The organism is Eggerthella sp. 1_3_56FAA, from assembly GCF_000185625.1.
Lineage (GTDB): Bacteria > Actinomycetota > Coriobacteriia > Coriobacteriales > Eggerthellaceae > Eggerthella > Eggerthella lenta.
Genome location: NZ_GL622579.1, coordinates 349808 through 367132, shown reverse-complemented (window position 1 = coordinate 367132; position 17325 = coordinate 349808). Strand labels below are relative to the sequence as shown.

The 17325-nt window shown below is 60.5% G+C and carries 17 protein-coding genes and 1 pseudogene; 6 read left to right on the top strand and 12 right to left on the bottom strand.

The window, feature by feature from the left end; genetic code table 11:
- Window positions 1-42 precede the first annotated feature (42 nt).
- Window positions 43-456, top strand: coding sequence for a hypothetical protein (locus HMPREF1023_RS15870; RefSeq protein ID WP_232228693.1), 414 nt, complete (start codon window positions 43-45; stop codon window positions 454-456).
- Between the two features lie 255 nt (window positions 457-711).
- Here HMPREF1023_RS15870 and rlmN read toward each other — a convergent pair whose 3' ends face one another.
- Both rlmN and HMPREF1023_RS15095 read right to left on the bottom strand, forming a co-directional pair.
- Entirely contained in the window at window positions 712-1659 is a 948-nt protein-coding gene (rlmN, locus tag HMPREF1023_RS15100; RefSeq protein ID WP_083802122.1) for a 23S rRNA (adenine(2503)-C(2))-methyltransferase RlmN, read from the bottom strand.
- 23 nt (window positions 1660-1682) lie between these two features.
- On the bottom strand, window positions 1683-1862 hold the full coding sequence (locus HMPREF1023_RS15095; RefSeq protein ID WP_002588768.1) for a cysteine-rich KTR domain-containing protein: 180 nt from the start codon (window positions 1860-1862) through the stop codon (window positions 1683-1685).
- 384 nt (window positions 1863-2246) lie between these two features.
- On the opposite strand from HMPREF1023_RS15095, the gene HMPREF1023_RS01545 reads away from it, so the two are divergent.
- The 3 genes and pseudogenes from HMPREF1023_RS01545 to HMPREF1023_RS15090 all read left to right on the top strand — a co-directional run.
- Window positions 2247-2600, top strand: coding sequence for a helix-turn-helix transcriptional regulator (locus tag HMPREF1023_RS01545; RefSeq protein ID WP_002569186.1), 354 nt, complete (start codon window positions 2247-2249; stop codon window positions 2598-2600).
- A gap of 268 nt (window positions 2601-2868) precedes the next feature.
- Window positions 2869-3198 carry a plasmid mobilization relaxosome protein MobC gene (gene mobC / locus HMPREF1023_RS01540; RefSeq protein WP_002569185.1) on the top strand — a complete coding sequence of 110 codons (330 nt, stop codon included), beginning with the start codon at window positions 2869-2871 and terminating at the stop codon, window positions 3196-3198.
- Window positions 3159-3602 (top strand): annotated as a pseudogene (locus tag HMPREF1023_RS15090) (relaxase/mobilization nuclease domain-containing protein); the annotation flags it as partial. The gene mobC and the pseudogene HMPREF1023_RS15090, both read left to right, overlap by 40 nt.
- On the opposite strand, the gene HMPREF1023_RS15865 reads toward HMPREF1023_RS15090, so the two are convergent.
- The 9 genes from HMPREF1023_RS15865 to fixA all read right to left on the bottom strand — a co-directional run bounded on the left by HMPREF1023_RS15865 (window position 3551) and on the right by fixA (window position 13120).
- On the bottom strand, window positions 3551-4324 hold the full coding sequence (locus HMPREF1023_RS15865; RefSeq protein ID WP_232228690.1) for a fibronectin type III domain-containing protein: 774 nt from the start codon (window positions 4322-4324) through the stop codon (window positions 3551-3553). The pseudogene HMPREF1023_RS15090 and the gene HMPREF1023_RS15865 overlap by 52 nt on opposite strands.
- A gap of 770 nt (window positions 4325-5094) precedes the next feature.
- Window positions 5095-5985, bottom strand: a complete 891-nt coding sequence (locus HMPREF1023_RS15860) for a dockerin type I domain-containing protein (protein WP_009304370.1) — start codon at window positions 5983-5985, stop codon at window positions 5095-5097.
- Between the two features lie 265 nt (window positions 5986-6250).
- Window positions 6251-7942: an AMP-binding protein gene (locus tag HMPREF1023_RS01530; protein WP_009304369.1), complete on the bottom strand. Its 1692-nt coding sequence runs from the start codon at window positions 7940-7942 to the stop codon at window positions 6251-6253.
- Window positions 7943-7952: 10 nt separating this feature from the next.
- On the bottom strand, window positions 7953-8528 hold the full coding sequence (locus HMPREF1023_RS01525; RefSeq protein WP_009304368.1) for a helix-turn-helix domain-containing protein: 576 nt from the start codon (window positions 8526-8528) through the stop codon (window positions 7953-7955).
- A gap of 247 nt (window positions 8529-8775) precedes the next feature.
- On the bottom strand, window positions 8776-9264 hold the full coding sequence (locus HMPREF1023_RS01520) for a DUF1269 domain-containing protein (RefSeq protein ID WP_009304367.1): 489 nt from the start codon (window positions 9262-9264) through the stop codon (window positions 8776-8778).
- Window positions 9265-9506: 242 nt separating this feature from the next.
- Window positions 9507-9806 carry a ferredoxin ydiT gene (locus HMPREF1023_RS01515; protein WP_009304366.1) on the bottom strand — a complete coding sequence of 100 codons (300 nt, stop codon included), beginning with the start codon at window positions 9804-9806 and terminating at the stop codon, window positions 9507-9509.
- A complete protein-coding gene (locus HMPREF1023_RS01510; RefSeq protein ID WP_009304365.1) occupies window positions 9803-11098 on the bottom strand; it encodes an FAD-dependent oxidoreductase in 1296 nt (431 codons plus the stop codon). The genes HMPREF1023_RS01515 and HMPREF1023_RS01510 overlap by 4 nt, the downstream gene beginning before the upstream one ends.
- A gap of 333 nt (window positions 11099-11431) precedes the next feature.
- Window positions 11432-12313, bottom strand: coding sequence for an electron transfer flavoprotein subunit alpha/FixB family protein (locus HMPREF1023_RS01505; RefSeq protein ID WP_009304364.1), 882 nt, complete (start codon window positions 12311-12313; stop codon window positions 11432-11434).
- Window positions 12314-12361: 48 nt separating this feature from the next.
- Window positions 12362-13120: a putative electron transfer flavoprotein FixA gene (gene fixA, locus HMPREF1023_RS01500; protein WP_009304363.1), complete on the bottom strand. Its 759-nt coding sequence runs from the start codon at window positions 13118-13120 to the stop codon at window positions 12362-12364.
- A gap of 505 nt (window positions 13121-13625) precedes the next feature.
- On the opposite strand from fixA, the gene HMPREF1023_RS01495 reads away from it, so the two are divergent.
- Window positions 13626-14411, top strand: a complete 786-nt coding sequence (locus tag HMPREF1023_RS01495; protein WP_009304362.1) for an enoyl-CoA hydratase/isomerase family protein — start codon at window positions 13626-13628, stop codon at window positions 14409-14411.
- 188 nt (window positions 14412-14599) lie between these two features.
- Here HMPREF1023_RS01495 and HMPREF1023_RS01490 read toward each other — a convergent pair whose 3' ends face one another.
- Entirely contained in the window at window positions 14600-15886 is a 1287-nt protein-coding gene (locus HMPREF1023_RS01490; RefSeq protein ID WP_009304361.1) for a hypothetical protein, read from the bottom strand.
- Between the two features lie 517 nt (window positions 15887-16403).
- Between HMPREF1023_RS01490 and HMPREF1023_RS01485 the strand changes: the two genes are divergently transcribed.
- Window positions 16404-17141, top strand: coding sequence for a hypothetical protein (locus HMPREF1023_RS01485; protein ID WP_232228676.1), 738 nt, complete (start codon window positions 16404-16406; stop codon window positions 17139-17141).
- Window positions 17142-17325 lie beyond the last annotated feature (184 nt).

Sequence of the window (17325 nt, the reverse complement as noted above, 5' to 3'; positions counted from 1 at the left end):
GGAAAAGGTCACTTCCTTTGCCTTGTGTCTGCGAAGTTCTCTATGGGTGTCGCAAGCTTCATTGTGCAATACCGTATTACAAAACTTCTGAAAAGCACACTGTTTGTAAAACTCCCTGCTATTAGGTTCCACATTCTCACCTCCTTTCTCGTTGGAAAGTTGGTGGTGCTTCCCCCCTTTTCGCGGGGCAATACGGCGTTTTTCAAAAACGCCGAAGATTTTTTGAAATTTCTTCAAAAATTTTTTGAACGTACAAAATGCGCCCGTCCGAAAAGCCCGGACGGGCGCATAGGCATTGTAAGCAGTATCCAGATGATTAGACAGTTCATATATATAAGCGTAGTTTCCCCCGGTGGTGGGCGGGCTTTTTTTGATAAGTCAATAACTGTCGGATTTTGTCGATATGCTTTTTGCTTCATGGCGGCTACCTCCTTTAGCCGCCGATTTCAACAGTGATACCGCGTCATTTCATTAGAAGATAAAAAGAAACGGCGGCTTTGATTTTTCAAAGCTGCTGCGGAAATCAAAGAACGACAAGCAACAGTTCTGATTTTGCTCCAATATGGTTATTAGGGGCACAAATTAAAATCAAAAAAGAGCCGATAACAGCAGTATTTCAAACTGCATATTATCGGCTCTGCGTCTGTGCGTCTGGCTCTTTTAATTAAATTATTTCTGTTGTTTTTTGGCTTTATTATATGTATTAGCTAACTATCCACAAGCTGCTTTAATCTCTCTACCATGAGAAACTCTCATGGTAACTTCAAGTCCTGTTTGCTCTAATTGATGTTTGAACGCAACCATTTCTTGTTTTTGTGGTGCTCTAATTTTTGAATTACTCGTCGGGTTGTATTGCAGCACGTTAATCATAACATTTTTGCCCTTAAACCATTTTGCAAGTTGCCTTATATCTGAGGAACGGTCATTTATACCTGGTAAAAGCAAATACGCAAATACCACTTTTCGATTATGCCTTTGAGAATAGGACAATGCTTGCTTAACAACATCTTCAATAGCGTACATGTGCATATGAGGAATGATACAGTTTCTCGCAGCCTGTGTTGCTGCATGTAAAGATATTGTCAACTGAATTTTTAGATGTTCTTCGCGCAATTTTTTTAATTGATTAACTGGACCAACTGTTGATACGGTAATGCCGTCGGTTGGAAAGTTAAGTCCATTTCTATCTCGAAGAATATGGATTGCTGCAATCAAGTTGTCGTAATTGAATAAAGGTTCTCCCATTCCCATAAAAACGATACGATTTACTTTTTGACGTATCAATACAACCTGCTGCACAATTTCAGACGGTGTTAGATTACGAACAAAACCATTGCGTCCGGACTCACAAAAAATACAGCCAACAGAACAACCAACTTGCGTACTTACGCAAACAGTCCCACCATCTCGCCGTTTAATAAAAACCGTTTCAATATACCTGTTATCTTTCAATTCATAAACATACTTTTCAGTATCGCTACTTTTATAGACTTTTTTTGTTGATATTGATAGATTTTCTTTGTGAAATGGCTGTTTATACAATTCCGTATATAAGGCTCTTGCTTTATCCTCTCCAATTACTTCCGACATTTCTTTGTAAGTAAATCCGTATGGGTCATTCAATATTTCCGTAGGTGTACTTTTAGGTAAGTGTTTCATTTAAATATCCTTCCTTTTCAAAATTAAAAAGTTTGTTTTTCAGAGTTTTTGATTATGATTTCTAGTTTTTCAACATCAACGATATGCGTTAATTTACATTTAGGGCAGAAAAGAGGAAAATTTCTTAATACCGTATTATAAAATACTTGAACCCTCGTCTTTCCGTTACAAATTGGACATTTTATCCAATATTTTTCAAGCATAATATTTCTCCTTTTGCGCAAAAAAATGCAGGTCAATTCTCAACATGAGCATTGACCTGCATTTATACATATAATACTACAACAAAATTAAGGCATAGTTTTTATACTATGTCTATACGTCGTTAGTTTTGTTGTATAGCATACGCAAAATAAGCATGACAAAAAAGCCCATATTGAAAATGGGAAAAATCTTTTTTGATTTCAATGCTTATCGAATACGCATGCTATGTAACATAAACATTCCCCCCCTTTTATATAATATTATATACAAAAGCAGCTTGTTGTCAACATATATATATATGAATTATTTTGGCTAACTGATAGAACTACGTAGACATATCCAAGAAGAAAGGGGAACAGTAAAATGTAATAGGGTGAATAACTATGGCAAAAAGACCAGTACCACGATACGACTTCAAGGCTTTTGGGGCAGCGATAAAGGCAGCGCGTGAGGGATGCAAGGAGAGCCGCAAGAAAGTAGGCGACGAAATGTTTATCTCGCCGCGCTACCTTGCGAACATTGAGAACAAGGGGCAGCACCCAAGTTTACAGATATTCTTTGAGCTGATACAGCGTTACCATATATCCGTAGACCAATTCCTTTTAGAAACGCCGCCGGAGAAGAACACGCAGCGGCGGCAGCTTGACGCGCTTCTTGACGGTATGAGCGATACAGGCATACGGATTGTAACCGCAACGGCAAAGGAGATTTCCGAAGTCGAAAAAGAGGGCGAATAGGAATGTCCGACTTAAAACTGAACAGGATTTAGAGAGCGTTGTAATCTTTTTTGAGATTGCAGCGTTTTTCTTTTGCGGAAGTTTGGCAAAATCGCTTTTTCTCCGTAGTAAGGGATAAGAGCCTAAAGGATAAAAACATTCGTAGCAAGCATAGGAAGCGGGTACCCACTTCCGTATTTTCGCCCTCCCGCGCTGCGGCGCGTCGGTTGAAAATTGCTTGTTGGGAAGTGTCCCAAACCCTCGGAACGGAAAGGAAAGGAGCGAACACATGGACGGACGCAAAAGGACAGTGCAAATCAAATTCAGAGTGACGGAAGCGGAACGGGATTTAATACTGGAAAAAATGAAGCTCGTACCCACCCGGAACATGGCGGCGTATCTGCGGAAGATTGCCATTGACGGGTATATCATTCAGATAGACCACGCCGATATAAAGGCTATGACCGCAGAGATACAGAAAATCGGTGTCAACGTCAACCAGATAGCACGCCGCGTAAACGCGACGGGGAACGCATACCAAGAGGACATAGAGGAAATAAAGGGGGTGCTTGCGGAGATATGGCGGTTACAAAGATTAAGCCTATTAAAAGCACTCTAAGCAAAGCCCTTGACTATATCGAAAACCCGGACAAGACGGACGGGAAAATGCTTGTGTCCTCTTTCGGTTGCTCCTATGAAACGGCAGATATTGAGTTTGAATATACCCTGTCGCAAGCACTCCAAAAGGGGAACAATTTAGCCTTTCATCTGATACAGTCCTTTGAGCCGGGGGAAGTCGATTATCAGAAAGCCCATGAAATCGGAAAGCAGCTTGCCGACGCGGTAACAAAGGGGCAGCATGAGTATGTACTCACGACGCACATTGACAAAGGACACGTCCATAACCATATCATTTTTTGCGCGGTGAACTTTGTAGACCACCATAAATACAATTCCAACAAAAGGAGCTATTACGGCATACGGAACATGAGCGACAAGCTGTGCCGGGAAAATGGCTTGTCGTAGGCATGGAAGCGCATCTCGGCGACCACGACGTTGCCCGAGGACCAGGAATGGCCCATGCCGATCCTCACCTTGGACGAGGTCACGGGCTGAGGCAGCTTCGCCAGCACGTACTTGCGCCCGTTCTCGCCCGTGCGCATCTGCACGTTCGCCTGGACGGTCTGCCAAGCGCCAGCGTCGTCGACGTAAGAGACGCTGACCCTGCCGTAAGGAACGCCGTCCTGAACGTCGGCGAACGAAACCATGCCGAGCGTCTGGGGCTGGTCGAACGTCACCGTGACGCCCTTGCCGAGCGCGGGGTAAAAGCCGCCCTCGTCCCAGTCGGCCACTTTGAGATACGACGCGTAGTCGTCGTCGAACAAGCCGTAGGCGCTTTTTGCCTCGCCCGACGTTTCGTCCAGCGGGCTGTCGATCATGGAGCCGCGCCCGTAGGTTGCCGAGACGATGCGGTTCAGGTAGTCGCCATCCGCGTTCTCGGTGTTAACCAGGCGGTAAGCCGGCAGCTGCGCCGGCTTGACGTTCGCCGTGCGCACGACGGCCATGACCGAAGGCGCGCTCTCGCCGATCTCGTTCGCACCGGTCAGATACACCTGGTACTCGGTATCGTCCTTCAAACCGTCAACGGAGCAGGACGTCTTCGTCAGGTCGGGCACCTTCGTGAAATCGCCGCCCTCGTCGGCCTTCTCACGATAGAACAGGTTGTACGAATCGGTGTCCTCCATGTTCTTCCAGCTGGCCTTGAACCCTCGATAGGCGCCGGACAGCGAGATGCCCTCGGGCGCGTCGGGAACCTTCTCGGCCTTCGGCGTGACCTGGACGCTGCCGGACCAGTCGCTGCGCCAGGCGCCGTTCGTGGAGCGAACCTTGAGGGTGAACACGGTGCCGTTCTTGATCTTCTGCTCGTCGAACTGCGTGACGGAAAGCGAGGTGCCCGTGGCGCGCTTGACCTCTTCCCTGCCGTTCGCGCTGATGGAGAGCTCGTAGCCCGTCACGTTGGTCTCCGCCTTCCATGAAACGGAGAACTGCTTGCTGCCCGCGACGGCGGAAAGCTCGCCGGGAATGTTCAGCTCGGGTTCGGGGATGCGCTCCTCCATGTTGTTGAGGAACTCCACCTTGGACACCTCGGCGAGGTTCGTGCCGCCCTGCGTTTTGGTGATGACGAGCGTGACCTTCTTGACAGCGATCTGGCCGCCGAAGTCCACCACCACCGTGCCGTTCTCGTCGATCACGGCCGTGGGCGCGCTGGAGCGGAAGAAGGCCGCGCGAGCCTCGGCTCGGGAGATGCCGATCTCGCGGACGGTGCCGTCCGTCAGCTCGACCAAGAGGCGGCCCGCCTCAGGGGCATGGTCGCCGCTGGCGGGCACGTTGATCACCATGCCGCCCAGCTTCGGGGCCTGTTCGGAATCTTTCGCCAGGTCGAAGGACACTTCCACCGGATGCTCGTCGGAAATGGCCTCCGAGGCCCTGAGCGAGACGGGCTTCGCGTCGGCGCCTACCACCTCGTCGAGGCTGCCGGACGCCACCTCGGTGCCCTCGCCCGGCGCCGCCTCGACCGCCGCGGGGGCAGCGAGCGCGCCACGGTGGCCTCCACCGCGACGCGATCGAAGCTGGACACGGCCGTCTCGAGATCCGCGAGCGACACCGTGCCGTCGCCGTTCGCGTCGCAGGCGGGGCTTGCCGCGCCCGCCTCTATGTCGTCGATGATGGCGGAGGCGTCCGCATCGTCGACCGTGCCGTCGCCGTTGACATCGCCGGGCACGAGCACGCCGATGCGCGCCGGAGCCTGCGGGTCGGCGGCCAGGTCGCCCACGTACAGCTCAACGGCGGAGGAATCGCCCTTGACGTCGATCTTCTGGGAGTACGGCGCGATGCCGGGCGCGCGCACGCTCAGCGTGTAGGAACCGTCGGCCAGACCGCCGAATCGCGCGACCGACCAGGAGTCGCCTTCAAGGGAAAGGTTCAGCTGCTGCGCGCCGACCTGCACGCCGTCGGAGTCGGCGAGGGCCACCTCGTAGGCGGTGCCGGCCGTCGCCGCCGGACGGCCCTCGGTCAGCGTCACGCGCAGCTCGCCTGCCGGCGGGGCAACGGCGCTGCGCGAAGCGTTTTCAGCTTGCAGGGGCGAAGCCGTAGGCTCCGTTGCGTTTTCGGTTCGGGTTTGAGATTTGGATCCGGAAGCCTCGGCGGTGCCGGATGCGTCCGGAACCTCGTTTCCAGGCCCGTGATCGGCTTCGGGGCTCTGATTCGGCGCCGTCTCGTCCGCCTGGACCCGTCCGGGAGGGGCGGGTTCCGCATCGCTTTCGACGGCGTATGCCGGGATGGTGCACAACGAAGACGCCAAGACGACGGCAAGCGCCGCCGACAAGGCACGGTGGGTGCGTTTCATGTTCGTTTCCGTTTCTCGCCAGCCATTACGTAGGTTGCGGGAACACGCCCGCAAATATGCGACGAGAATAATAACATACGGTGACGGAGACGGTGGCCGAATTGCCGGCGAAAGCGGGGAGAATATCGAGAACGAGGCGAAAGTGGGACTGAGAGATGGAGCTGACGACTCGTTTGGCCGCAAAGCGAGTCTTCAGCCCCGTCCCCCTGCCTCATTCGGGAGGGCCGCACCGGAATACGCGCCCTCCCCTAAAAAGAACGGCTTGCTACTTGCCTGCTCGCACCAGCTCTTCGGCCATTTCGCGCAGCTTGAACTTCTGCACCTTCATGGACGGGGTCATAGGGAAATCGTCCACGAAGAACACGCGCTTGGGCACCTTGTAGCGAGCGATGCGCGGAATGGCGAAGGCGCGCACATCGTCCTCGGTCATATCCTCGTAACCGGGGCGCACGCGGACGAACGCGCCCACGAGCTCGCCCAGCTTCGGATCAGGAATGCCCACCACCTGGGCGTCCAGCACGCCGGGCATGGTCAAGAGGAAGTTCTCCACCTCCAAGGGGTACACGTTCTCGCCTCCGCGGATGATCATGTCCTTGATGCGCCCGGTAACGCGGTAGTAGCCGTCCTCGTCCACCGTGCCGAGGTCGCCCGAATGCAGGTAGCCGTCCGCGTCGATGGCACGCGCCGTCTCCTCGGGCATCTTGTAGTAGCCCTTCATCACGTTGTAGCCCTTGCAGCACAGCTCGCCAGGCTCACCAGGTCCGCAGATGCGGCCGTCGGCGGGGTCGATCACGCGCACGTCCACCGGAGGATGCTTGCGCCCCACCGTCTCGCACTTGTGCTCGATGTCGTCGTCGGCGCTGGTCTGCGTGAACACGGGGCTCGTCTCGGTGAGGCCGTAGCAGATGGTGATCTCCTTCATGTACATGCGGTCCATGACCTCGCGCATGGTCTCGGGCGGGCAGGGGCTGCCGGCCATGATGCCTGTGCGCAGGCTGGACAGATCGAACGTATCGAAGTCGGGGTGGTTGAGTTCGGCGATGAACATGGTGGGCACGCCGTAGACGCTGGTGGCGCGCTCCTTATGTACGGCCTGCAGCACGAGCCCCGCGTCGAACTCCTCCACGATGATCATGGTGGAGCGGTGCGTAAGGTTCGCCATGACGCCCAGCACGCAACCGAAGCAGTGGAAGAACGGAACGGGCAGCGTCACGCGGTCGTCGGGTCCGAGCTTCTGGCCTTCGCCGATATAGAAGCCGTTGTTCAGGATGTTGCGGTGCGTGAGCATGACGCCCTTCGGAAAGCCCGTGGTGCCGGACGTGTACTGCATCATCACCACGTCGTTGTTGTCGAAATGGGTTTCCGCCTCTGCCAACGCCTCTTCGGGCACATGGCTTCCCAGCAGCACGAGCTCCGGCACGCTATAGCAGCCGCGATGCTTTTCGGGACCCATGTAGATGATGTTCTTGAGGAAGGGGTAGTTCTCGGACTCCAGGTAGCCGCGCTGCTGCGTGAGCGTCTCGGGCACGAGATCTCGGATGATCTTCAGATAGTCCACGTCGCGATAGGCGTCGATGACGCACAGCGCCTTCATGTCCGACTGCTTCAGCACGTAGTCAAGCTCGTGGCTCTTGTACACGGGGTTCACCGTGACCATGACCACGCCGATCTTGGCCGTGGCGTACATGAACGTCAGCCAGTCGGGGATGTTGCGCGCCCACACGCCGAGGTGATCGCCTGGGCGCATGCCGATGGCGAGCAAGCCGCGCGCCAGGTTGTCGGTGCGCTCGTCGAACTCCTTGTACGTCCAACGCAACGCGCGGTCGGGATACACGACGAACTCGTGATCGGGATCTACAGCCACCTGATCGCGGAAGTAGCGGCCGATGGTCTTCTCGGAGTGCAGCGGGTAGTCTGGATCGCCCGGGACGGGGGCGGTGATGGCTTCGGTCGTCATGTTCCCTCCCCTAGATCGGCGTGTACACGACGGCCAGGAACTTCGCCTTCTGGCCGTCATGGGCACGCACCTGATGAGGCACGATGGAGTCGTAGTAGATGCTCTCGCCGGGATGCAGCACGTACAGCTCCTTGCCGTACTCGATCTCGATGCAGCCCTCCATGCCGTAGAGCCACTCCTCTCCTTCGTGCCCCACCAGCTCGTGATCGGCTTCGCCGGAGGGATCCACCGTGATGACGAACGGATCCATGTGACGCGAAGGGCGCCCGGCTGCAAGGCTGAAGTAGCTCAAGTCGCCGCCCGAAGTCGTTTCGAGGCTCTTCGTGCGCTCGACCTCCTCCATCTGATCGCGGTCGATGTACGCGGGGCCCAGATTCTCGTCGTCGTCCATGAGCGTGCCAAGACGCACGCCCAACGCTCGGGTGATCTTGATGAGCGGCGCGAGAGATGCCGGCAGCTCGCCGCGCTCCAAGCCCTCGATGACCGAGACGTCGCATCCGCAACGATCCGCCAGATCCCGGCTCGACAGATGGTGGGCGGTCCGCAGGGTGACGATCTTCTCTCCGAGCCTGTTGTCATCCGCCATAGTGCGCTCCCCTTTTCTCTCGTCGCAACAATGCATCCGGGTAATTATCCCCCGTTCGCGTGCCGTCGCAACGAAAAAGCGCCGAACGGCCATCTTTCGCTTGGTCAAACGCTTGCGAGAAGGCTTGGAAACGCCCGGAAAACTCGCGAAGCGTCCCGCATGCGACCGAAGGCCCTTCCATCCTCGCTCCCACAGGATGGAAGGGCCTCTGGACCGACCCGGGGCGATGCCTTCGGGCGGACGGAAGCTAGTTCTTGAAAAGCTCGTGCTTGAGCTCTTCCTCGTCCTTGATGGACAGCGAGGTCTGCAGCACGTCGCCGCCGAACGGGCGGATGGCATCGATGAACTTGTCGGTGGTCATCTCGTCGACCACCATGAACACGGCGGCGCTGTCGTCGGTGCTCAGCAGGTTGCGCACGCGATCCTGGAAGTCCTTGTCCACGCCGTGCTTGACGATGGCGCCCGTCAACGCGCCGATGCCCGCGCCCAGCGCCGCGCCGACGATGGGCACGAAGAACAACAGACCGAACAGCACGCCCCAGAACAGACCCCACACCGCGGAGGTTCCCACCTTGGAGCCGGGCGTCACCACGTCGTACTTGCCGTCGGCGCGCCGCGCCACGACTGCGACGGACTGCAGGCTGACGATGAGGTTCTTGTCGAGATCGAGGATCTTCTGGTAGGCGGACTTCGCTTCCGCTTCGCTCGGGTAACCGAGCACGATGAGCGTACTCATATGATGGAGCTCCTTTCGATGCGTTCGAATACGGCTCCACTCTAAGCCTCCGCAAGCCCCTACGGCGAGAAGTGTTGCCGTTCGCCATCGGTTCGATACCGTCGCGTAAGCCGGCCGCTAGCCGCACGGGAAGGCATGAGGCCGAGACGCGCTTGCACGGCGGCATGAAAACGGCCCCGACGATCTTTCGATCATCGGGGCCGCGAATATCTTGCAAACGATTCCGTCAGGACGTGCGGTTCCTACCCGAACCGGTACTCCACGCCCATCGTGGGCCGGGGGTTCTCCCACTTCTTGACGATGGTGCCCTCGCAGGCGATGCGGCAGGTGCCGCACTCCAGGCAGCCCGCGTAGTCGAAGGACTTCTTGCCGTCCTCGTCGATCTTGTAGAGCGCCGCCGGGCACACGCGCACGAGCTTCAGGAACTCCTCGATGTCGGGGTCGTCCACGAGCTCGATGTGCGCGCTCTCCTCGTCCACCTCGTACTTGTCGAGCGCCAGGTACTCGTCGACGTTGACCGTGATCTCCTTGACCTCGCTCACAGCGACTTCACCGCCTTCCGAACCTCGCCGGCCAGCTTGAACAGGCCGCGCTGCTTGACTATGGGCATCATGCGCTTCATCAGCGGCTTCTGGGGTTTTCCGTCCACGCTGAACATGGCGTTGAAGACGTCGCGCGCCATGGCCGGGTACTCGGTGAACATGCGGTCCCAGCCCTCCATGACGTGCGGCCACTTGGAGAAGGTGCGCAGGTCCTGGATGACGAAGGAGCCCTCCATCGCCTCCTTGTAGGAGGCGAGCCCCGCCTCGCTCGTGTCGCCCGCGTCGAGCGCGCGCACGGCCGCCTGGCCCGCCATCTGGCCGGAGGCCACGGCGAAGTCCATGCCGCGCACCTGGTAGCCCATGTTCATGCAGAGGCCGGCCGACTCGCCGGCCACCAGGCAGCCGTCGAACACGTACTTCGGGATCATGCCGTAGCCGCCCTCGGGCACCATGTGGCCGGAGTGCTCCACGAGCTTCGCGCCGCGGATGATCGGCGCGACCGCCGGGTGGCCCTTGAAGTCCTCGAGCATCTGGTACACCGGCGTCTCGTTCGCGCCGTCGGCGGCCAGCGAGATGGTGGCCACGAGGCCGAGCGAGATCGAGTCCCTGTTCGTGTAGAGGAAGCCGCCGCCGACGTTGCCGTGCGTGCAGTCGCCCACGAACAGCATGGCCGCGCCCTCGCCCTCCGGGACCAGGAAGCGATCCTCGATGACGTTCGAGGGCAGCTCGAACACCTGCTTGACGCCGACCGCCATCTGGGAGGGCTTCGGGCGGGGGTTGCCCAGGCTGCGCTCGCAGAGCAGGCTGTTCACGCCCTCGGCGACGATCGTCACCTCGGCGGTGATCTCGTCCTCGCCGGCGCGCACGCCGGCGACCCTGCCGGACTCGTCCTTCAGGAGCTCCTCGACGGCGATGCCGCAGATGTACTCCGCGCCCGCGTCCTCGGCCTTGGAGGCGAGCCACTGGTCGAAGGGCGCGCGCAGGACCGAGTAGGAGTCCTTGCCCTCCTCGGCCAGCTCGGGGCTCGTGAAGTCGACGGCCATCTGGGAGGCCGGGTCCATGAGCGCGATGCGCTCGTGGGTGATCTTGCGCTCCAAGGGCGCCTCGGACTCGAAGTCGGGGAACACCTTCTTCAGCGAGTGCGAGTAGATGCGCCCGCCGGTCATGTTCTTCGCGCCGGCGAAGTTGCCGCGCTCGACCACGAGGGTCGACTTGCCGGCCTTCGCGAGCTCGTAGGCCGCCACGGCGCCCGCGCACCCGGAGCCCACGACGATCGCGTCGAAATCAGCCATGTCCTGTCCTTTCCTATCGTTGCGTTTCCGTTTTCTTGCCGTCCCGCAAACCGTCGCGCCCCGAACGAACACGATCCCGGTTCGGAGCATCCCGCGGTTGCGTTTCCTCAGCCCTGCCGAACGCGACGATTGTCGCGAACCGTTGAGGCCGCCGTCCCGAGCGCGCGAGGTGGGCGCGGAGCGTCGAGGCCGCGACGAGCTGGCGAAGGTCTCGTCGGGAGGCGAAGGGAGGATGCATCCGCCCCGCTTCCACCTGCGGCGCTCGGGACGGCGGCCTGACCGGCTGCCCGGATCCGCGAAAAACGCGGATCCGGGCAGCTTGCCGCCTTCGGCTTACAGTGCCGCCGCCAGCTTCGGCAGGACGTCCTTGACGTCGCCCACGATGCCGTAGTCGCACTGCTTGAACACCGGAGCGTTCTTGTCCTTGTTGATAGCAAACATCGTGCCAGCGCGGTTGCAGCCCACCATGTGCTGCATCTGGCCGGAGATGCCGCAGGCGACGTACGCCTTCGGGGACAGCATGAGGCCGGACACGCCCACGTACAGCTCGGTGGGAAGCCAGTTCACGCCCTCGGTGAGGGGACGCGAGCAGGCAAGGCCTGCGCCCAGCTTGTCGCACAGCTCGCGCGCCAGGTCGAGCTCGGACTCCTCGGCGAAGCCGCGGCCGGCGGCCACGACGACGTCGGCCTTGTTCAGGTCCACGCCGCTCTTCTCGATGGGCTTGGAGGAGACCAGCTTCACGGGCGTCGCCGGAGCAACCCAGGCGACGTCCTCGACGGCGTTCGCGCCGGAGGCCTCGGCACCCTCGAATGCGCCCGCGCCCACCGTGTAGATGGCCACGTCGCCTGCGGCCTTCTGCACGCGCTCGGCCACGCCGCCGAAGTACAGGCTGACGGCGCCGTTCTCGAAGGACATGACGTCGGTGATGACGGAGGCGTTCGCATGGGCGGCCAGCTTGCCGGCGATCGTCTTCATGTGGCGCGTGGGTTCCACGAGCACCACAGCCGGAGCCTCGGCGTCGAACACCGAGATCACGGTGTCGGCGGCGTCGTCGAGGACGGTCCCTTCCGGCACGGAGATGCGGGCGATCTTATCGGCGACGGCCTCGGGGGCCTCGCCGAAGGAGACGAGCACGACTTCGTCGGCCATGGTGCGAGCGCCAGCGCAAAGCTCCCGAGCGGCATCCGTGCGTTCAGCGATAACGAGTGCTTTCATGAATATCAACTCTGCCTTTCTATTGCATAAGGGGATGGTCGAGGGAACTTACAGCGCGGCCTTGAGGGCGGCGGCGAACTGCTCGATGGCGCCGTCGGCCGAGGCTTCAAGGATCTCGCGCTTGCGATCAGCCTGCTTGGGGGCGAGGCAGGACGCGACCTCGATGGAGCTCTCGTACGCGCCGTCGGCGCCCGCCACGTTCATCGGCTTCTTGCCGGCGGCGAGGATGTCCTTCATGCCGGGGATGCGGGGCAGCGCGATGTCCGGCGCGACGGACACGACGGCCGGAAGCGGCACCTCGACGACCTCCACCACGTCTTCCAGCGTGCGCTCGACCTCGAGCGCGCCGTCCTTGGCGGTAATCTTCGTGGCGGCGGTGACCACGGGCAGGCCCAGCTTGGCAGCCAGCTGCACGTCCACCTGCTGCGCGTAGTTGTCGGCGGAGCCGTCGCCGCAGAGGACGACGTCGAAGTCGCCCACCTTGGAAACGAGTTCGGCGAGCGCGACGGCGGTGGCGCGGGCGTCAAGTCCCTTGCATGCGTCGTCGGCGGTCATGTACAGCTCGTCCACGCCGCGGGCGAGCACGTTCTTCTTCAGCTTGGAGTCGTCGATGTCGGCGCCTCCCACGGTAACGGCGACCACGTTCGAGCCCTCGTTGGCGGCGGCCAGCTGAGCGGCGGCCTCGATGGCGTTCAGGTCGTAGGCGGACACGGTGTTTTTCGCCTTGGAGTAGTCGAGCGTTCCGTCTGCCGACACCTGGATATCCTGATCGTCGGGAACCACCTTGAAAGCAGCAACGATGTTCATCCTGTACCTTTCCCTTCTCGTTTGCCTTACCTTTGCATGCAGGTCGTTGGCCGGGCGCGCCTCGGCGCCTTCCTCCGATGTTCGGAAAGCTCGGGGGCCCTTCCCGGCGCGTTGATGACAGTTTGCCGCCCTGTCATCGCCCCGTCATCGCAAAATCGCTGTGAAACCCTCATTACTCAACTTTTGACTATGCCTGCGCGGGCTCTGCGGACGGGGGCGCCGGAGCCGTCCGGCGGCGGCGCGGGCCAGGCGGCGCGGCGAGCCCTTTCCACGTAGTCGCTACCCCGGTTTACTCGGGGCTACTGCTTTTTTTGCGATGCCCCGCTTGCGCAGTATCGTCGAATTACTGCGCTGCTTGCGATGCGGCCGATGCCTGACGATCCCTATGATGGAACCAGATTTCAGGCGCGTCGAGCCTCCCGCTGCGCCGTGCTGCACATGCCGCAGCGGGAGGCGAGACCGCTTGGGAAACAGGCGTGAGATCGCAACAATCCAAGGAGGAGCAATGGCAGATTACTATGGCACCGACACCGTCGTATCCGAACTTCGCGAGGACGGCCTGCTGATCATCCGCATCAACCGTCCCGACGTGGCGAACGCCCTCAACGGCGTCACCTCCAAGGCCATGGAGAACATCATGAACAACGCCGAGACCGATCCCGCGGTGCGCGCGATCATCGTCACCGGCACCGGCAAGGTGTTCTGCGCGGGCGAGGATCTCTCCGAGCTCAGCGAAGGCGGCGAGTGCCAGACCGTGACCGAGCACGGCTTCGGCGGCCTGACCGCGCGCCTGTGCTCCAAGCCCGTGATCGCGGCCTGCAACGGCTCCGCGGCCGGCGGCGGCATGGAGATCGCCCTGTCCTGCGACATGGTGGTGGCCTCCGAGCGCGCCAAGTTCGGCTGCACCGAGGTGGGTCTGGGCATCATCGCCTCCACCGGCGGCCTCGTGCGCCTCGCCCGCGACATCAATCGCAAGGACTGCATGGAGCTTCTGCTCACCGGCAAGAAGATCAAGGCCGATGAGGCCAAGGCGCTGGGTCTCATCAACTACGTCGTGCCGGCCGAGGAAGTCATGGACAAGGCCATCGAGCTGGCCGAAGAGTGCCTGAAGAACGCGCCTCTGGCCCTGAAGTGGACGAAGTACATCGTGCACGCCGCCGACCAGATGTCCGAAGAGGACGCCATGCGCTACAGCGACGCCGCCTACCGCTTCCTGGAGAAGACCGCCGACGGCATCGAGGGCCCGGCCGCCTTCGTCGAGAAGCGCACGCCGAACTGGCAGGGCAAGTAGCTCCTTCTTGGTTTTCGCCCTTGAAACCCCCGGACTCGCGTCCGGGGGTTTTGCCTTTTCCAGCGCGGCAGAGGCGCGCGATCGGCGCGGACGGGTCGCATCCATCGCGAATCGGCGCGGACGGGTTGCGCGAGATGCGCATCCCTCCCCGCGCCAAAAAAGCGAGGCGATGGGACGGGGCCAACGTCTCATTCCTCCAACTCCCCCGTCAGACGTTCCTTCCAGGTGAGCTTGCGTGGCGCGAAGGGGCTCGGCAGGGGCACGTCGTGGCCGATGGAGCGCAAGGCGATGTCCCACAGCGTGCGGCGCCCGCCGAAGAACAGGTAGCGCTTCTCGAGCTCGGGAAGGGCCTTCTCGTCCGCCGCGCCGCTTTGGGCGAAGCCGTCGAGGATCGCGTCGCTCTCACGCTTCGCCTTCGCCCGACGGTACGCCACCACGGCGTTCGCCACGAACACCCCCACGGTATAGGGCAGAACGAAGGCCTTCACGAGCGCCACCAGGTCGTCGGTGCGGTAGTCGGCCAGCGCCCGGGCCTTGTCGCCCACAAGGTCGGGATCGACGACGTGCGCGAGCTGCCCGCTTTCGCCCTGCGCCGCCCAGCGCTGCACGTCCACCAGCCACGCGCCCGCGAACACGATGGCTGCACCGGAGAACGCCACCGCCGCAAGGCCGAGCCCTTTGAACCAGCGCGCAACGCTGCTCATCCAGTAGTACGGTACCGTATAGGCGTACAGCAGCAGGAGCACGGCGGCGAACACCACCGAACCGCCGATGATCACGGCGTCCTGGCGCACGAAGTAGTCCGTCGCCGATCCGAGCACGCGCTGGACGTCGTAGACCCAGGAGAACCCGTCAGCGACGGCCGCCTCGGCAGGCCGGCCGATGGAGCCCGCGAGCGTCGAGATCCATGAGAGCACCATGCCGAAAACCGCGACGATGACGAAGAACGCCGGCAGGGTGACCGCGATGCTGGCCAGGCCGCGCGCGAGCCCGTTGTCGAAGCGCAGCGCCACGTAGTAGAGCAGCAGAAAGCCTCCCAGCAGCACGGCGGCGAATCCCAGGTACAGCGCGATGGAACCCGACAGCTCCGCACCCGGCAGAAGCGCGAGCGCCGCGCGCGAGACGAGCAACGCCGCCGACAGACCCACGAGCGCGATGCAGCCGAGCACCCAGGCGCGCTGCAGCCGGTCGGTCTCGGTGTCGAGGCGCGCCGTGCCGTTCTCGTCGACGAGCCGCACGAAGTCCAGGCGGTGGATGCGCTGCGATACGCGCACCGCCTTCAAGGCGAGCGCGAGCGCAGGCGGCAGGAACAGCGCGAGCCCCGCGCCCGCCGGCAGCGCAAGGCAGAGCCCCGCGTAAAGCGCGAGCGGCAGACCCCAGCGGTACCCCGTGTCGAAAGGCCGGCGCGTCCAGGCGCCCAACCGCCGGGCAGCCGAACGAACGGCCTGCTTGCTGTCGGGAAGGCTTCTCATCATGCGTCCAGTGTACGATCGCCCCGCCCGCCGGACAAGCAACGGCTGCGCAACCCCGCGCGAGAGGAGCAAGGAAGCCGTTCGATATAACGGGAATTCCACGCGGCTCCAACGCGGATCACCCACGGATCCAACGTCGTTTCCACGTGGATCACCTACGGATCCAACGTCGTTCCAACGCGAATTCCACGTGCCATAACACCTGGTAAACAGCTGGTCTGCGCGCTCGTAGCATATCGAAGCCCCATGCTACCCTCACGTCATGAACAGGTATCTCAGTCATACTTCCGCATTGGAATGGCTCGCATACGCGAAGGCCGACCCGCTCGCGCCGGCCGCAGCCGATCGTCGGGAACGGCTTCCTCGACACGACGGAACCCCGCTTCCGCCTGCCGGTAAGACGACGCGCGCGGACATCGACGGGCTCGCCAGCTTCGGCCTCGGGTACCTCGCGAAGCCCGTGCACCTTCTCGTGCCGAGCAGCGAGTGCAGGATACGATGCGCCGACGCCCGTTGCCACGTGCGATCAGGCCCCTTCCCCGCCCGTTCGTTCCTGCCGATCGACGAAGAGACGTTCTCGTCCTCCCCGGAGCTCGCCTTCGTTCAGATGGCGGAAGTCCTGGACTGCCCCCGGCTTGTCAAGCTGGGGGACGAGCTGTGCGGCATCTACGGCATAGAAACCGTCGGCATCGTCGACTTCGACCGAACGAGCCCTTTCACCACCGTCAAGCGGCTGGAGCGGTTCCTGCTCAAGGCAGAGTGCATGCCCGGCTTGGTGAAAGCCCGGAAAGCAGTGCGACACATCGCGCCGGGTTCGGCTTCGCCCATGGAAACGGCCATCGTCCTGCTGTTCTGCCTGCCCCCTCGGCTCGGCGGGTACGGCTTGCCGCGCCCCGTGATGAACGGAAGGGCGAGCCTCAAGAAGCAAGCCTGCCGCAAGCCCTCCGACCGACGCTACCGTTGCGACCTCTTGTGGCCGGCCGCCGACATCGCCGTGGAATACGACAGCTTCCTGCATCACGGCAGCCGCGCGAAGATGGCCGACGACGCAAGAAGAAGGAACGACCTGCTGGCGCGAGGCACCACGGTGGTATCGATCACGGGCAGAACAGTGTGGAACCTCATCGAACTCGACGAGATCGCACGGCTTCTTGCAAGGCGCATGGGCAAACGGCTTTCCACGAACGGAGTCGGCTGGCGAAAAGCCCAGCACGAGCTTCACGGGATGCTGACGGGGTCTTTCTTCGACGGACGATGAGCTTTCCGCTAATATAATCGGCTTCCCAACATGCGCAGCAGGGCTTCGCGCACGTTTCCGCGTCGCGATGTGCAGCAAAAACGAGGTTTTGGCAGTCCTGACCACAAGGAATGCGAAACGGAGAAGTCGCGACCAGGGGTTTCGCCTGGTTGCGTTCGCTCCGACGGCGTCCAACCGCTTCCGA

What these genes read in the sequence shown, in the direction of transcription:
- HMPREF1023_RS01545 (WP_002569186.1), top strand. Translation starts at nt 2,247, where the DNA reads ATGGCAAAAAGACCAGTACCACGATACGACTTCAAGGCTTTTGGGGCA.
- HMPREF1023_RS15095 (WP_002588768.1), bottom strand. Translation starts at nt 1,862, where the DNA reads ATGCTTGAAAAATATTGGATAAAATGTCCAATTTGTAACGGAAAGACG.
- HMPREF1023_RS01525 (WP_009304368.1), bottom strand. Translation starts at nt 8,528, where the DNA reads ATGGCGGATGACAACAGGCTCGGAGAGAAGATCGTCACCCTGCGGACC.
- HMPREF1023_RS01530 (WP_009304369.1), bottom strand. Translation starts at nt 7,942, where the DNA reads ATGACGACCGAAGCCATCACCGCCCCCGTCCCGGGCGATCCAGACTAC.
- HMPREF1023_RS15860 (WP_009304370.1), bottom strand. Translation starts at nt 5,985, where the DNA reads ATGAAACGCACCCACCGTGCCTTGTCGGCGGCGCTTGCCGTCGTCTTG.
- rlmN (WP_083802122.1), bottom strand. Translation starts at nt 1,659, where the DNA reads ATGAAACACTTACCTAAAAGTACACCTACGGAAATATTGAATGACCCA.
- HMPREF1023_RS01510 (WP_009304365.1), bottom strand. Translation starts at nt 11,098, where the DNA reads ATGGCTGATTTCGACGCGATCGTCGTGGGCTCCGGGTGCGCGGGCGCC.
- HMPREF1023_RS15865 (WP_232228690.1), bottom strand. Translation starts at nt 4,324, where the DNA reads ATGGAGGACACCGATTCGTACAACCTGTTCTATCGTGAGAAGGCCGAC.
- fixA (WP_009304363.1), bottom strand. Translation starts at nt 13,120, where the DNA reads ATGAACATCGTTGCTGCTTTCAAGGTGGTTCCCGACGATCAGGATATC.
- HMPREF1023_RS15870 (WP_232228693.1), top strand. Translation starts at nt 43, where the DNA reads ATGGGTGTCGCAAGCTTCATTGTGCAATACCGTATTACAAAACTTCTG.
- mobC (WP_002569185.1), top strand. Translation starts at nt 2,869, where the DNA reads ATGGACGGACGCAAAAGGACAGTGCAAATCAAATTCAGAGTGACGGAA.
- HMPREF1023_RS01505 (WP_009304364.1), bottom strand. Translation starts at nt 12,313, where the DNA reads ATGAAAGCACTCGTTATCGCTGAACGCACGGATGCCGCTCGGGAGCTT.
- HMPREF1023_RS01495 (WP_009304362.1), top strand. Translation starts at nt 13,626, where the DNA reads ATGGCAGATTACTATGGCACCGACACCGTCGTATCCGAACTTCGCGAG.
- HMPREF1023_RS01520 (WP_009304367.1), bottom strand. Translation starts at nt 9,264, where the DNA reads ATGAGTACGCTCATCGTGCTCGGTTACCCGAGCGAAGCGGAAGCGAAG.
- HMPREF1023_RS01490 (WP_009304361.1), bottom strand. Translation starts at nt 15,886, where the DNA reads ATGATGAGAAGCCTTCCCGACAGCAAGCAGGCCGTTCGTTCGGCTGCC.